Origin of the sequence: Micromonospora sp. NPDC049175 (genome assembly GCF_043197345.1) — a bacterium.
Taxonomy (GTDB): domain Bacteria; phylum Actinomycetota; class Actinomycetes; order Mycobacteriales; family Micromonosporaceae; genus Micromonospora.
In genome coordinates this window covers 1,503,835-1,517,357 of the sequence record NZ_JBICSY010000001.1, presented here as the reverse complement: position 1 = coordinate 1,517,357, position 13,523 = coordinate 1,503,835, and the positions used below count along the sequence as shown (strand labels likewise).

At 69.1% G+C, this 13,523-nt stretch carries 15 protein-coding genes and 2 tRNA genes; 7 read left to right on the top strand and 10 right to left on the bottom strand.

What is annotated here, in order from left to right:
* Positions 1–64: 64 nt before the first annotated feature.
* Complete coding sequence (locus ACGFH8_RS06610; RefSeq protein ID WP_393364300.1) at positions 65–472, bottom strand: hypothetical protein; 408 nt, start codon at positions 470–472, stop codon at positions 65–67.
* Between the two features lie 261 nt (positions 473–733).
* Here ACGFH8_RS06610 and ACGFH8_RS06605 point away from each other — a divergent pair.
* Positions 734–806, top strand: a tRNA-Asn gene (locus tag ACGFH8_RS06605).
* Between the two features lie 42 nt (positions 807–848).
* On the opposite strand, the gene ACGFH8_RS06600 is transcribed toward ACGFH8_RS06605, so the two are convergent.
* Both ACGFH8_RS06600 and ACGFH8_RS06595 read right to left on the bottom strand, forming a co-directional pair.
* Complete coding sequence (locus ACGFH8_RS06600) at positions 849–1,421, bottom strand: TetR family transcriptional regulator (RefSeq protein ID WP_393364297.1); 573 nt, start codon at positions 1,419–1,421, stop codon at positions 849–851.
* 2 nt (positions 1,422–1,423) lie between these two features.
* Positions 1,424–2,977 (bottom strand): MFS transporter, encoded by a 1,554-nt coding sequence (locus tag ACGFH8_RS06595; protein WP_393364295.1) that lies wholly within the window; start codon positions 2,975–2,977, stop codon positions 1,424–1,426.
* A 237-nt stretch (positions 2,978–3,214) separates the two neighbouring features.
* Here ACGFH8_RS06595 and ACGFH8_RS06590 point away from each other — a divergent pair, with 237 nt between their 5' ends.
* The 4 genes from ACGFH8_RS06590 to ACGFH8_RS06575 all read left to right on the top strand — a co-directional run bounded on the left by ACGFH8_RS06590 (position 3,215) and on the right by ACGFH8_RS06575 (position 7,623).
* Positions 3,215–5,332, top strand: coding sequence for an MMPL family transporter (locus ACGFH8_RS06590; protein ID WP_393364292.1), 2,118 nt, complete (start codon positions 3,215–3,217; stop codon positions 5,330–5,332).
* On the top strand, positions 5,322–6,560 hold the full coding sequence (locus tag ACGFH8_RS06585; RefSeq protein ID WP_393364289.1) for an FAD-dependent oxidoreductase: 1,239 nt from the start codon (positions 5,322–5,324) through the stop codon (positions 6,558–6,560). Before ACGFH8_RS06590 ends, ACGFH8_RS06585 begins: the two co-directional genes overlap by 11 nt.
* 122 nt (positions 6,561–6,682) lie before the next feature.
* A tRNA-Ile gene (locus ACGFH8_RS06580) sits at positions 6,683–6,759 on the top strand.
* Between the two features lie 348 nt (positions 6,760–7,107).
* On the top strand, positions 7,108–7,623 hold the full coding sequence (locus tag ACGFH8_RS06575; protein ID WP_393364286.1) for a hypothetical protein: 516 nt from the start codon (positions 7,108–7,110) through the stop codon (positions 7,621–7,623).
* A gap of 215 nt (positions 7,624–7,838) precedes the next feature.
* On the opposite strand, the gene ACGFH8_RS06570 is transcribed toward ACGFH8_RS06575, so the two are convergent.
* Positions 7,839–8,222, bottom strand: a complete 384-nt coding sequence (locus tag ACGFH8_RS06570; protein ID WP_393364283.1) for an MmcQ/YjbR family DNA-binding protein — start codon at positions 8,220–8,222, stop codon at positions 7,839–7,841.
* A gap of 180 nt (positions 8,223–8,402) precedes the next feature.
* Between ACGFH8_RS06570 and ACGFH8_RS06565 the strand changes: the two genes are divergently transcribed.
* Positions 8,403–8,930: a GIY-YIG nuclease family protein gene (locus ACGFH8_RS06565; protein ID WP_393364280.1), complete on the top strand. Its 528-nt coding sequence runs from the start codon at positions 8,403–8,405 to the stop codon at positions 8,928–8,930.
* Between the two features lie 158 nt (positions 8,931–9,088).
* Here the strand turns inward: ACGFH8_RS06565 and ACGFH8_RS06560 are convergent, their stop codons facing one another.
* The 5 genes from ACGFH8_RS06560 to ACGFH8_RS06540 all read right to left on the bottom strand — a co-directional run bounded on the left by ACGFH8_RS06560 (position 9,089) and on the right by ACGFH8_RS06540 (position 12,243).
* Positions 9,089–9,556, bottom strand: coding sequence for an NUDIX hydrolase (locus ACGFH8_RS06560; RefSeq protein WP_393364277.1), 468 nt, complete (start codon positions 9,554–9,556; stop codon positions 9,089–9,091).
* Positions 9,557–9,849: 293 nt separating this feature from the next.
* On the bottom strand, positions 9,850–10,761 hold the full coding sequence (locus ACGFH8_RS06555) for a hypothetical protein (protein WP_393364274.1): 912 nt from the start codon (positions 10,759–10,761) through the stop codon (positions 9,850–9,852).
* An 83-nt stretch (positions 10,762–10,844) separates the two neighbouring features.
* Positions 10,845–11,249 carry a PH domain-containing protein gene (locus ACGFH8_RS06550; RefSeq protein ID WP_393364272.1) on the bottom strand — a complete coding sequence of 135 codons (405 nt, stop codon included), beginning with the start codon at positions 11,247–11,249 and terminating at the stop codon, positions 10,845–10,847.
* 113 nt (positions 11,250–11,362) lie between these two features.
* Positions 11,363–11,773 (bottom strand): squamosa promoter-binding protein 15, encoded by a 411-nt coding sequence (locus ACGFH8_RS06545; RefSeq protein WP_393364269.1) that lies wholly within the window; start codon positions 11,771–11,773, stop codon positions 11,363–11,365.
* A 35-nt stretch (positions 11,774–11,808) separates the two neighbouring features.
* Complete coding sequence (locus ACGFH8_RS06540) at positions 11,809–12,243, bottom strand: YybH family protein (protein ID WP_393364266.1); 435 nt, start codon at positions 12,241–12,243, stop codon at positions 11,809–11,811.
* A 39-nt stretch (positions 12,244–12,282) separates the two neighbouring features.
* Here ACGFH8_RS06540 and ACGFH8_RS06535 point away from each other — a divergent pair, with 39 nt between their 5' ends.
* Complete coding sequence (locus tag ACGFH8_RS06535) at positions 12,283–12,651, top strand: winged helix-turn-helix transcriptional regulator (RefSeq protein ID WP_393364552.1); 369 nt, start codon at positions 12,283–12,285, stop codon at positions 12,649–12,651.
* Between the two features lie 126 nt (positions 12,652–12,777).
* Here ACGFH8_RS06535 and ACGFH8_RS06530 read toward each other — a convergent pair whose 3' ends face one another.
* Positions 12,778–13,314: a hypothetical protein gene (locus ACGFH8_RS06530; RefSeq protein WP_393364263.1), complete on the bottom strand. Its 537-nt coding sequence runs from the start codon at positions 13,312–13,314 to the stop codon at positions 12,778–12,780.
* Positions 13,315–13,523 lie beyond the last annotated feature (209 nt).

Below are 13,523 nucleotides of genomic sequence, written 5' to 3'. Positions count from 1 at the left end.
CCGCACCTCGGACAGACCACGGGCCGGTCGCCCTGCGGCGACCGGCCCGTCGACGTGCGATTGGTCAGAGCGTGCTGGCGTTCGTGCCCGAGCCGGACGGCTTGGTGCGGGGGGTGTTGGTGGACGACGGCGACCCGGAGGTCGTGCCGACCGTGCTGGTGCCCGCCTTGGCGCCCACGGTGGCGGGCGTGCCGGCGAACGCGTCGTCGGCGGCGGTCAGCTCCTGCTTGCCGGTGCTGCCGTTGCCGGTGCCCAGCTTCTCGCCCAGCTTGGACTGGCCGAGCTTGTCCTTACCCTCGCTGTAGAGCTTGTTGGCCTGGGCCTGCGCGACCCCGGCCGCCTCCTGGACGGTCGGGTGGTCGAGCACCTTGCGGCCCTTGACCACGAGCTCTTCGTACTTTTCCCGGCCGGCACGGGCGCCCAGGACGAATCCCGCAGCCAGCCCGCCAAGAAACATGATCTTTCCGCGCATGGCGGCTCCTTCCGTACCTGACGCGCCGTCGCCCCGGCGAGTTGCCCCGTCGGAAGGCGACCTGTTCGCGCCTGCGTCCTCTGTCCGCAGCTAACTACCCATCCTGCTCTCCGCTCAAGCATGCTTGTGCCGGGATGGCGATTTACCCCTATTGTCAATGCGACGGTGGCAGGGAACCCACTGGACCACCACCCGGGGATGTCCTGTAGTCTTGTCCCGTCGCACGGCGTCGGGGAGATCCGATAGTCGCGCGGAGCATGATCCCCTGTAGCTCAATTGGCAGAGCAGCCGGCTGTTAACCGGCAGGTTATTGGTTCGAGTCCAATCGGGGGAGCGTTTACCCAGGCCAGGGGCCCACTCGGTGGCTCTCTTGGCGTCAGAGCGTCAGACCGCGCTCCAACTGCCCGAGGCCGGCATCCATCAGGGTGATGTAGTCGGCATCCTCGTCGGCGTACATCATGGCCGACAGTGACACTCCGATGAGCGCGCCGGCGAACGTGCGCACCTCCAGCTCGTCCGGGCTACGGCCGACCCGCTCGGCGACCGCGGCGGCGAGCATCCGGATGCTGTCGGTGAACGTCTGCAGCATCCGCGCCTGGAGCTCCGGCACTGAGCGGATCACCGCCTGCCGCTCGGTCTCCCAGGTCTTCACCTCCTGGGGAAGTGCGGTGAAGACCGTGCGGAATGCCTCGCGCACCGCCTGGATCGGGGTGAGCTCGGCTGGCTGGGCGCGGAACGCCTCAACGACCTGCTCGTCGAGGCGGTCGTCGAGCAGAACGTCCTCCTTGGTCGGGAAATACCGGAAGAAGGTGCTCGGGGAGACCTCGGCGGCTTCGCAGATCTGGTCGACCCGTGTGTTGGCGTAACCCTGCTGACGGAAGAGGCGTATCGCCTCCTGCTGGATCTGGGCATGCGTCCGTGCCCGCTTCCGTTCCCTCAGACCCGCCACGCTCAACCATCCTTCGCTTGTGCCGCTGCCCTCACCCCTCCCGCACCGGTGCTGGTCAGCTCCGGCTGTGACGCCTGCCGGGCACGGGGGAGGAAGACGACCGCGAGGATAACGCCAAGAATGCCGAATCCGGCACACACGACGAGCATCACGTCCATCGCGTGTACGAACGCGGTCCGCACGGACGTCAGCAGCTCATCCGAAGCGAACCGGTGCGCGACGATGACACCGGCCGCAGCGCTGTCCTCGACGCGGGTGGCGATGTCGCGGGGCACCCCGTCCAGATCGAGCCTGTCCTGGTAGACGATGCTCAGCACGGTGCCCAGCACGGCGACGCCGACGGTGCCGCCGACCTGGCGCAGCGCCTGGATGACCGCCGAGCCGATCCCGCTGCGTTCCTCGGTGAGGGTGCCCAGTGCGGTGTCCATCGCGGTGGGGAGCACGAATCCGATCCCGATGCCGCTGACGGCGATCCAGACCGCGACGAACCAGTAGTCGGAGGAGACCGTCGTCGTGCCGCCGATCAGCAGCCCGACCACGACAAAGGCGAAGCCGATGGAGACCACGAGACCCGCACCGATCTTCACGACGAGCATCTCGGCGATCTGCGCGCCGACGAGCAGCCCGCCGATGACCGGCAGGAGCCGCAGCCCGGTGCCGAGCGCGTCGGCACCGCTGACCGCCTGGAAGAACTGGGGGATCGAGAAGAGCAGGCCGAACGTGGCGAACGAGACGAGTGTCGCCATCGCGCTGCCCCAGGTGAACGGGCGGGAGCGGAACAGGGTGAGGTCGACGAGGGCGCTGCCGGGGCGTCGCTTCTCCCACACCACGAACACGATCAGCAGCACGATGCCGCCGACAAGCGTCGCGAGCACCAGGCCATCGCTCCAGCCCCGGCTGCCGGCCTCGGTGAGCCCGAACGTGAGGCCGGCCAGGCCCACACCCGAGGTGAGGATCCCCAGCAGGTCCAGGCTCGGCTTCTGCGCACTGCGCGATTCCGGCACGAGCATGGAGACCGCCAGCAGGCCGAGCACCACGACCGGCACGTTGATCAGGAAGACCGAGCCCCACCAGAACGTGTCCAGCAGGAAACCGCCGATGATCGGGCCGAGCGGGAAGCTCGCGGCGTTCGCCGTGACCCAGATGCTGACCGCCTTGGCGCGTTCCGCACGGTCGAACAGCAGCGGCAGCGCCGACACGGCGAGCGGGAGCACGAAGGCGGCGCCGAGGCCGAGCAGGGCCCGGGCGCCGATCAGCGTCTCCGGGGACGTGGCATACACGCAGGCCAGCGAGCCCAGGCCGAAGACGGTCAGGCCGGCGAGCAGCAGCTTCTTGCGGCCGAAGCGGTCGCCGAGCAGTCCGGCGGGCAGCATCAGAGCCGCGAGTACGAGGTTGTAGGCATTGGCGAACCACTGCAGGTCGCTGGTGGTGGCGCCCAGGTCGGACGCCAGGGTCGGCAGGGCCACGTTGAGGATCGTCAGATCGAGGCCGATCACCAGGCCGCTCAGCGCGAGAGCCGCGAGTGCCCACCATCGGAAGCGAGGGTCAGGCTGCATGGTAGTAACTCTCATTTAGAAGTAACTGTCTAAAGAAAGCTCTCACCATCAGAGTGTTGGCGTCAAGTGGTCTACGGCGAAGCGCCGTCCTGCGGGTGCGTGACGCCGGAGAATGGGGGAGCGCGTGCCGCGTTTCGGGGTGTGTGAGCCGGTTCGCCCTCCCACGACCTGCGTGGCCGGCAGGATGGTCGGCGTTGACGCAAACTCCCACCGCGTCGATCCATGGGGTGAGTGCGGATGTCCGGACGAGGCGGCAGGGCCACGCTGATCGCGGTGGCGGTCGTGCTGGCCTGGCTGGTGATCGGCGGCGTGGCCGGGCCGTACGCCGGGCGGCTCAGTGAGGTCGCCACCAACGACAACGCCGCCTTCCTGCCCACCGACGCCGAGGCGACCCGCGCCCAGGACCTCACCGGCGACTTCGTCGACCGGCAGACCATCCCGGCGCTCGTCGTCTACGAACGGCCGGCCGGGATCACCGACGCCGACCGGCAGCGGGTCAGCGCCGACGCCGCCCGGTTCGCCCAGGTGCCCGGCGTGCTCACCCCGTTGCCCCCGCCCATTCCGAGCCAGGACGGCCAGGCCCTGCAGGTCGTCGTGCCGGTGGATGACGCCGAGGGGGAGGAGATCGGCTCGGTCGTCGACCAGCTCCGCGACATCACCGGCGGTGACTCCGACGGGCTCAGCGTGGACGTCTCCGGACCCGCCGGCCTGCTCGCCGACCTGATCAAGGTCTTCTCCGCCATCGACGGGCCGCTGCTGCTGGTCACCCTGGTGGTGGTGCTGATCATCCTGTTGGTGGTCTACCGCAGCCCGGTGCTCTGGGTCTTTCCGCTGCTCGCCGCCGGCATGTCGTACGCCCTGGCCTCGGTCTTCGTCTACCTGCTCGCCGACGCCGACGTGGTGAAGCTCAACGGGCAGGCGCAGGGCATCCTCACCGTGCTGGTCTTCGGCGCCGGCACCGACTACGCGCTGCTGATGATCGCCCGCTACCGGGAGGAACTGCACCGCCACGCCCGACCGTGGGACGCCATGCGCACCGCGTGGAAGGGCGCCGCGCCCGCCATCATCGCCTCCGGCGGCACGGTCATCGTCAGCCTGCTCTGCCTGCTGCTGTCCAGCCTCAACTCCAACCGGGCGCTCGGCCCGGTCGCCGCCATCGGCATCGCCGCCACCCTGCTGGTGATGCTCACCTTCCTGCCTGCGCTGCTGGTGCTCGGCGGCCGGTGGGCGTTCTGGCCCCGACGGCCCCGGGAGGACCAGGCCGACCCGCGCGCCGAGCACGGCATCTGGAGCCGCGTCGCCGGTTTCGTGGCCCGGCACGCCCGACCGATCTGGCTGAGCACCGCCGTCGTACTGGCCGTCCTCACACTGGGCCTCACCCAGCTCGGCGCCACCACGCTCGGGCAGTCCGACCTGTTCACCCAGCGCACTGACTCGGTGGACGGGCAGGAGGTGATCTCCCGGCACTTCCCGGCCGGCACGGGCAGCCCGGCCACCATCTTCACCACTGAACAGACCGCCCGGCAGGTCGCCCAGGTGGCGAAGGACGTGCCCGGCGTCGCCGACGTCCGCCCCCTCACCGCCGGCCCGCAGACCGGCCCACCGAAGGAGAACGCCCCACCCAAGGTCGTCGACGGGCGGGTGCAACTGGAGGCCACCCTGGCCGACCCGCCGGACAGCGACGGCGCCGAGCGGACCATCCGGGAGCTGCGGGTGGCCGTACACCGGGTGCCCGGCGCGGACGCGGTGGTCGGCGGCTTCACGGCGATCAACGTGGACACCTCCGACGCCGCGAAGCGCGACCAGAACGTCATCATCCCGGTGGTGCTCGTGGTCATCGCGGTCATCCTGGCCCTGCTGCTGCGGGCGCTGCTCGCCCCGCTGCTGCTGATCGGCACCGTGCTGCTCAGCTTCGCGGCCACCCTCGGCCTCTGCGCGCTGCTGTTCCGGCACGCGTTCGACTTTCCCGGGGTGGACTCGTCGTTCCCGCTGTTCGCCTTCGTCTTCCTGGTCGCCCTCGGCATCGACTACAACATCTTCCTGATGAGCCGGGTACGAGAGGAGTCACTCAAGCGCGGCACCCGCGCCGGAGTGCTGGCCGGCCTCGCCGTCACCGGCGGCGTGATCACCTCCGCCGGCATCGTGCTCGCCGCGACCTTCTCCGCCCTCGCCGTGCTGCCGCTCGTGATCCTCGTCGAGTTGGGTACGGCGGTCGCGATCGGGGTACTGATCGACACGATCATCGTCCGGTCGCTGCTGGTGCCCGCGCTCGCGTACGACATCGGGCCGAAGATCTGGTGGCCGGGCCGACTGTCCCGGGCGAACGGTGAGCGGGAGGCGCGCGATGCTGGCTGAGACGGACGTGGTCATCGTCGGCGGTGGCCTGGCCGGCCTCGCCGCCGCCCGCCGGCTGCACCGCGCCGGCGTGCCCTGGCGGCTGCTGGAGGCCGGCGGCCGACTCGGCGGTCGGGTCGCCACCGACGTCGTCGACGGCTACCTCGTCGACCGCGGCTTCCAGGTGCTCAACACCGCCTACCCGCAGCTCGGCACACTGCTCGACATCGACCGGCTGCACCTCGGGTACTTCACCTCCGGCGTGCTGGTGCGCAAGGGCGACGACCTGCTGCGGCTTGTCAACCCGTTGCGCGAGCCGACCGGCGCCCCCGGCACCGCGCTCGCCGGAGTCGGCACCCTACTCGACCGGCTCCGCTTCGCCGCGCTCGCGACCGGCTGCGCCACCCTGCCGGTGTCCCGGCTGCTCACCGCCCCGGAGACCAGCGCCGAGACGGCGCTGCGCCGGGCGGGCCTCTCCGACGCGATCATCGAGGAGCTGCTGCGGCCGTTCCTGTCCGGTGTGTTCATCGACCGGGAGTTGGCCACCTCCAGCCACGTACTCGCGATGGTGTTGCGCTCCTTCGCCCGCGGCCGGATCGGCCTGCCCGCCGAGGGCATGGCCGCGCTGCCCCGGGCCATCGCCGCGCCGCTCCCCGCCGACCTGCTCGACCTGGACACCCCGGTCGCGGCCGTCGCGCCCGGCCGGGTCCGCACCCAGGCCGGCGACATCCGCTGCCGGGCCGTCGTGGTCGCCGTCGACCCGCCCGCCGCGCCCGCGCTGCTGCCGGCCCTGGCGACGGTACGCATGCACAGCTACACCACCTACTACCACAGCGCGCCGGAGCCGCCGCTTTCCGAACCGATCCTGCTCGTCGACGGCGACCGGCGGGAGATCGTGGCGAACACGGTCGTGCTCAGCAACGCCGCGTCGACGTACGCGCCCGCCGGGCGGCACCTGGTGGCCACGTCGGTGGTCGGCCCGAGCGCGCCACCCGAGCCGACCATCCGGGCCGAGCTGACCCGGCTGTACGGCCGATCCACCGCCGACTGGACACACCTCACCACCGTGGCCGTGCCACAGGCGCTGCCCGCCGCGCCGCCACCGCAGGGACGACTGCGCAAGCCCGTGTCGTTGGGGGAGGGCCTGTTCGTGGCCGGCGACCACCGGGACAGCCCATCGATCCAGGGCGCTCTCGCCAGCGGGTGGCGCGCGGCCGGCGCGGTGTTGGACGAGCTGCGCGCCGGCTGACAGGCGTACCCGAGCACGCTGTTATATTCCTGTAGCCCATCGTGCTGGCGCAGACGTGGGCGCCGGCCGGCGCGGTGCTGGCTGCTGATCGCCGAGCGGGATAAGATCCGGCGCGGTGTTTCGGGGCGGTAGCTCAGCCGGTTAGAGCAGGGGACTCATAATCCCTCGGTCGCGGGTTCGAGTCCCGCCCGCCCCACCACTAGCTCCTGAGCTGGGCCAGACGTGAGAGCGGATGCGGCGGTACACGAACCGCCTCTGCAAACGCGCCGTGACCTGGTGGATCATGGGCGTCAGGTGGGTGCGGCCGTCGTCGTGCGTGACGGCCGAGCGCTCCGAGGGCCGCGGTGATCGGCCGGATCAGGTACGCCCTCGGTAGGCCCTGCTCGTGTGAGCGGTGCCGGAGGTGGCGCCGCCTGGCGGTCCGCCGACGCTGGTGGACGGCTGCGTTGATGGGCTGCCGATCACCTGGCGGAGCTGACAGCGCGCCTTGTCTGCGGCAGATCCGGATACTTGTCGAAATCCGCTGGAGCGGAACTACAGTTCCCCGATGGCGTTCAACTTTGGGATCACCGGCTACCAGCCAGGTTGGCGCAACGGAATCGCTGACGTCGCCGGTCGTCACGGGCAGCGACTGCGAAGCCTTGTCGGCCGCAGGCTGACGTCCACCTGGGTGGTGTGGGATGACGACGACTCGTGGTTCGCCGACTGCCCGGTGGTGCTCGACTTCGATGAAGAGCGCTTGGAGGTCAACCATCAAAAGTTCGATGACCTGTCGATCACCTGGTGCACGATCGATGTGACCCGGGCACCGTTGTGGCCGACGTCGGATGGCTTCCTCCTGCGCTGGCGCGACGATGCTCCGGCGCGGTTGGCTGCCTGGCGCGGGCAGCGGATCGAGGCGGTAGAACTCCTGGAGTACGCCGGGGGCAACCTCGCTGACGGCAGCGTGGCGCTTGGCCTGCGATTCGCGGATGGCTGGCTGACGATCTACAACGCGCTGGACGAAAACGGGATCGAGGCGGGCGAACTCTCCCCGCAGTACCGCCGACACCAGTTGAGATGAGCCCGCAACTCTGCGACTCGACCAGCCGTGAACCCCCGTCCGTCAGGTGCCTTCCGGATCGATCGGACGTCGACGAGCCCGACCAGCGGCATGAGCGTGCACCGGATCAAGGGCGATCAGGGCGACGGAATCGGGCCCAGCATGCGAAGCCTGGTGCGGGCTGACCTGTCGTCGGCATCTTCGACTGAGACTGGCTGCCGAGCAGCTGCGGGTACTCAGGGCCATCGGGAGTCGAGCAGCGCGATCCTGCGGGCCCCGGCCGTACGTCGGTAGCTGGCGTCGAGTAGCTCGCCGACCTCATCCCAGCCGATGTCATCGGTGAGGTCCACCCCGACCCACCCGTAGGCCCCTAGGTAGGCCGGCACGAAGCAACGGTCTTCTGCCAGCAGCGCCGTGCGCTCTTCGGGGTCGACCAGCACGATCACCGACTGTTCGTGCTGTTGATAGACGCCGTCGACCTTCATCGATCCCCCGTAGTAGGCGAAGACTTTGGTGGTGTAGAAGGCGGGACGCCCATGGGAGACCTTCTCGGCCGCGTCGGGGAAGGCCAGGGCGAGCGTCCGCAGCCGGCCCAGGAGCGGGTCTGCCTCGTCAAACATGAGGGGGTGCGGCATACCAGAAGGTAAGCACATCCTGGGCAGCCACGGCGCCCTGCACCACGCGCCTCGCGGCGGATCAGGACGCGGTTCTCACCGCACTGTTCTCGCCGGGCCCGACATGGACGAGGCTCTGGACCGGTCGACCTCGATGTAATCATGCTCGCTCGATAGGGTCACGCCGTGCAGGAAGTCAAAGTGCAGGTGCTGTCCGTCGATGACCTCAGTCCTGCGCTGTCGGAGCACAGCGTGGAGGTCGGCGCGCATCGCATCTTCGGAATCGGCACCGGCGTGGACGAGATCGCCGCCGTTCCGAGGAAGCCTGGTGTCTACGTCTGGGATACGGATGGGGCGGTGCTCTACATCGGCTCGGCAGCCTCGCTCTATAAGCGGTTGACCGATTACGCTAAGTGGCTGGCGGGCTATAAGCCGAACGAACGCTGGGAAGTCAGCGTCATTCACATGCTGAAGATCCACCGCAGCACGGTGAGATGGGTGCAGACCACCGATCACGCCGAGGCGATGCGACTCGAACGCCGCCTAATCGAGTGGCATCGCGCCTCGGTCGGTATTGCGCCGCTGGTCGTGGGCTGGGAAGCGAAGGCGGGCAGTCCTCGCGCCGACGCCGAGAGGTGGGCACAAGGGCTGTGGAACCAGGTGCGACCGGACGTGGCGCCCCAGCCGGCCTCCACAGCAGCCGAACCGACGTGACTGCCGCCTCGTCATCTGCCGCCGCGCCCGCTCGGCGGCAGATGCGAGCGCCGAAATTCGCCAGTCGGCGGGTCCGCGGCATCTGGATCTGCGATGGGCGTCAGTACCGCGTCTTGCCTCACGTCCAGCGGAACCGTGCAGCTGCACCGGCGGCGGACTCAGTGCTGAAGCAGGCCACCGACCGGGACGGGGACGACGTGGCCGGTCGGGGGAAGGGTCTGCGCGAGTGCCAGCCCGACGTCGACCAGCGACGATCGGCGCAGGCGGGCCACATCCGGTATTGAGGTCCAGACCGACTCGGCGGTTTCGCCGTTCGGCTCGGGTCGCAGTGTGCCACCAGTAATGCGGACTCGGTAGAAGATGCCGATGTTCTGGTGCTCGATTCCCAGCCGCGCCTCGGTGGCGGGAATCACCCTCGAGTCCACGCCCAGCAAGCGTTCAACCAGCGCGTCGCAGCCGGTCTCTTCGGCGACCTCGCGGATCACCGTATCGAACGGATCCTCCGCGTGCTCCACCTTGCCCCCCGGAAGGGTCCAGTTGGTGTCGCCGGTCGGTGATACATAGCGGGCGAGCAGTACCTGCCCATCCTCGATGCACACGGCATAAGCCGCCAGCCGGAAACTCATCGGCACCTCCGGCCGGACCCTACGCCACCGTTGGGACAGCACCTGGTCCATGCGCCGGCGATCAGGTGCACGCTCATCGGCATGACAGTGCATCCGTGCCGACAGGAAGCCTGCGAGTTGGTGTGGTTGGCGGCGTCGGCGGAGGGTCTCATTCCCGTGTGGCCGGGGCCTTCGTTGTTCTGAGCATGGCGGGGACGAAGCGTCGTACGTCGATCGTGGTGGTGCGAGAGTCGAGGACGGCGCTTCACGGAGCTGGCCGAGGTCGCCGCCTGTCCGCTCGATCGCATCCGTGGTCACGAGGTCGTCGGGGCGCGGCCCCGACGGACTGCTTCCGGAAGCACGCCGGGCGGGATGATGCCGAACCAGGCTCCGGTGGCGACCATCGAGGCGACGACGTACGCCACCCACCACCCGAGCAGCCCCCACGCGCCTCGGGTGATGGCGCCGGCCAGGCCGGGCGTGACGAACATGAGAAAAAGGAGGGCCAGACGGCCGTACGAGAGGCTGTTCTTCTTCGGCAACCTCTGGGCCTTGCGGAACGGAATGAGTCTGACTCCGTGGGGACGACGGCGCAGCGTGAGACTCGCCGGCCAGAGCCGCCCGTACCCGACCACGTCGACCACGCTGACGCCGGACCCGTGCCGGACCGTGGCCTGACGCGGCCTGGTCAGCTCGCGCAACCACGGTTCCCAGACGACGCGTTGGTGCAGGACACCGCCGTCCCGGCCGTTCACCGTCAGCCACACGGAGTATCCCTTGGGACTGGCGTCGATCCCGCCGGCGGCGCTCACGGCGTGCGCCGCAGCGGTGACCCGCCCCGCACTTCCCGGCTGCGGCGACTGCGCCAGATGCGCGGTCACCATGACGCGCCTCGCGGGAGCACGAGCGGCACCCCACCACTGCACAAGGCGGATGAGCCAGGACAGCACCAGAAAGGCTCCCGGAGCCAGCGTCACGAGGATGACGCCCTCTCGCTGCTCGACCTGCGGGTCGATACCCAGCCGGTACCCCAGCGCGATGACGGCGGTCAACGCGACGACGCTGCCGATCACGACCATCGGCCCGCGAGCACGCCGATTCGCCAAGGCCGCTGCACTCCCGCTGCTGGCCACCGCGCCGTCCTCCCCGATCACCCCACCGGACGTCGCCCCGACGTTAGCAACGCCGGGCAAGGCCGACGTCGCGCGTCCGTTCCAGATCTTCACGACGTACGGCGACGGCAGGCTCTCGTGCGGTGCAGTGCATTTCCCTGTTCAAGGTCGTCCTCGAAGAGGTCCGCTTCACCGGCTCAGGCGCGACTCCGGCTGGCCGCAGTGATCGAGGCCGCTACCTCGTCAGCACGAGTTTGCCTGCCCGTCCACGTCGCGAGGTTGGACTTCTGCACCGCCCACGCGACGACGCGTTCACCCCTCGTGGTCGTGATGGTCAGACCGCCGTACCCGGGCTCGACAGTTGCCACATCGTTGAGGCTGACCTGTTGCGAGCCGTTCGGATTCCGCACGATCACTTTCTCGTCCGTCAGTGTCACTGCCGGGCGGAAGGCGAGCCGAAACCAGCTGACCAGCACACTGAGGCTCGCGAGGAGAGTCACCAGCACGTTGCCCCAGGCCAGCCATGTGAACGTGCCAAGTAGGGGAATGAGAGCCAGTACCCCGAACCGCCCGAGCGGTGAGACCTTCCAGACCTGGTGCATGAGCCGGGATCATACGGGCCATCGAGCAGCCTCAGGGTACGCGGCCGGGGCGTACCGGATCAGGTGGCACGTAGGGCCTGACAGCCGACCGAGCGCGCTCTTCCAAGCTGCGGCTACGACCCGGTGGCGGGCCAGAACTCGTCGTCCTCCTCGTCCGGCGACGAAGGGGCGTACTGCCGCAGAGCGCCGTCGCGGATCATCCAGACGCGGAAGAACGACTCCTCCTGGTCCATCACGAAGAGCTGCACCGCGTTGGGGTGGTGCCAGGCCAGGGAACCGAAATGCTTCACCACAGCAGTGAGGTCGGCGTGGTTGAGCGCCCCGGCGTACACCTCGCACTCGGGGTTCTTGTGTCCGCCCCACTGGTTGTTCGCATCGGTGATCGGGCGCAGGTTGCCGCAGCCGCCCGACCCCATGCCTGGCTCGCGACGGGGGCACTCCTCGTCGAGCCAACCGCTGAACGCCTCAGCGTTGCGGCGGTCCTCCGGATCCACCGACAGCATCACGTTGGCAACCCAGCTCACCGCATCCCCCAATCCATGGCCACGACACAGATGTTCTACCGCTCACCGTGGTGAGTCTCCGACTCGGCAGTGCCGAACGGGTTGTCGATGATGTACCGCCAGCGGCCGTCGGGACCGCAGCGGGCGACATCGGTGGCGGTGCCCTCGATGTGTACGGGTCGGCCGTCGCGGTCGGTGCCGTCGATGGTCCAGTCCACGATGAGCAGGGCGATGTCGTCGGCCACGTAGACGTGGCGGGGTCGCACCTCGATGGGGAGCCCGAGGTCGAGGAGGCGCTGATTGGCGGCAATCCGGGCGGTGCCGGTGACGGGCTGGCCGGGGACTGTGACGAGTAGGCCCTCGGGTTCGTAGACCTGCTCGACCGCCGCGACGTTCCCTGAGTTGAAGGCGCGGGCGAACACCGACGGGTGCTGGGCCGCGCTGTCGCTGAGCGGGACACTCGTGGAGTGGGTGGTGAGATCGTGAGACATGCTGACAGTCAAGGTGCTGCTCGCGGAGGTAACCAAATGGTGAGTGGCGGCTGGGATCGTGACCTGGTGCCGGACCAGCGCGGCGCGGCCCGCCGGCCGGAGCCCAACTGCCCTGTCGAGGTCGCCCTGGCCGCGGTGAGCGGCAGGTGGGCCACCCTGGTGCTGCGGGAGTTGATGCACGGCCCCCGATCGTTCGGCCAACTTCAGGCGGCGCTTCCCGACCTGAGCGCCAAGGTGCTCAGCGAGCGGCTCGCGTCGCTGGCCGCGCAGGGCCTGGTCGAGCGTGACCGCTCTCGCACCTTCCCGCCGAGTACCTGCTATCGCCTCACCCGCGCCGGTACGGAGCTGCGCCGGCTGCTCGTCGAGCTCTACCGGACCGGGGACGCCCTCCTGCGCGAGCGGGCGTGACTGGTGTTACGGGGCCGATGCCGCCACGGCGGTTGCCGCTATGACGGTGGCCACCGCGACCCCAAGCCACGAACGGAGGCGCACGGGGTCGCCTCATCGGGGACTGCCCGACGAGGACGTCCTGAATCAGCCCCAGGGCCCTGCGACCTGCTGAAGCCACGCTCTGTCGGCAGCATTCAACGTGTCGTCGTCCAGCAACGTATGAAGCAGGGAAGCATGTTCGGAAAATATGGCCCTGCACTGTGCGCGTTCCGGATGATCGCTGTCGTTGCCCAGCAGCAGCACCGCGCGCTCGTTATCCGCGTCGACCGGCTGCGATAGTTCAGCGGTGACGACCACGAGGTCGAACAAGCCGGACCGCACCGAGACATCTGGGTTGGCCACCAGCCGAAGCAGGAACGGCAACGCCGCCGGCATTGCCGCGCTCAGGTGGAAGACGCCGTCCAGCAGCACGTTTGTGAGCACGCGTGCAGCCTCGGGGGCGGCGACCTGATCGAGCAGCCCGTAGAACAGAGACGGGATGCCAGCGGGACAGCCGGGAATCTCGGACCAGGCAACCTCGGCGCAGCCCCGCAGCGAGGGATTCTCGCTGGCGGCGCGATCTCGTTGTGGATACTCCTGAAGGAACCGGGCGACAGCGGCCTCCTTGGCTGCGGCATCCATAATGCACATCCCTTGAGGCCCCCGTGTCACACGACGCCAGCTCCGGAGAGCCTCCCATGGATGGCATTCTTCCCGGCCGAGCCACGTACCCAAGCACAGCAAGCCGCTGCCGTCATTGGCGACCGGCCAGCAGCAGGAGGTGCCACCGTGCACTGGGCATCAGTCCTCTCCCGCGATAGCCGATCGGCGGATCACCGCCGCGGCCCGTC